The 231-nt window shown below is 77.1% G+C and carries 1 protein-coding gene; it reads right to left on the bottom strand.

Features of this window, described 5'->3' with window-relative positions; translation table 11 throughout:
- Window positions 1–231: FUSC family protein (locus KVT14_RS21715; RefSeq protein WP_217617424.1), on the bottom strand; the 231-nt coding region annotated here is incomplete at both ends.

The following is a 231-nucleotide window of genomic DNA, read 5'->3' on the forward strand; positions in this document are numbered from 1 at the left end:
GGCCCGCGGTCGAGGAACCGGGCTATCAGCGCCGCGACCAGCAGCACGAACGCCACCTGCCACGCGCCGGTGCCGCTGACGTGCACCACGAGGTCGCCCAGCCCGACGCCGATCGCGACGCCCACCGCGAGCTCGGCGACCCGGCGCAGGGCGCGGTCGGCGGTGGACCCGGGAGCGATCCACGGGCTCACCGGGGGGAAGAACGGGGCGCTGTGACCGTGCACGGCGGGC

Origin of the sequence: Cellulomonas sp. GbtcB1 (assembly GCF_019091725.1) — a bacterium.
Lineage (GTDB): Bacteria > Actinomycetota > Actinomycetes > Actinomycetales > Cellulomonadaceae > Cellulomonas.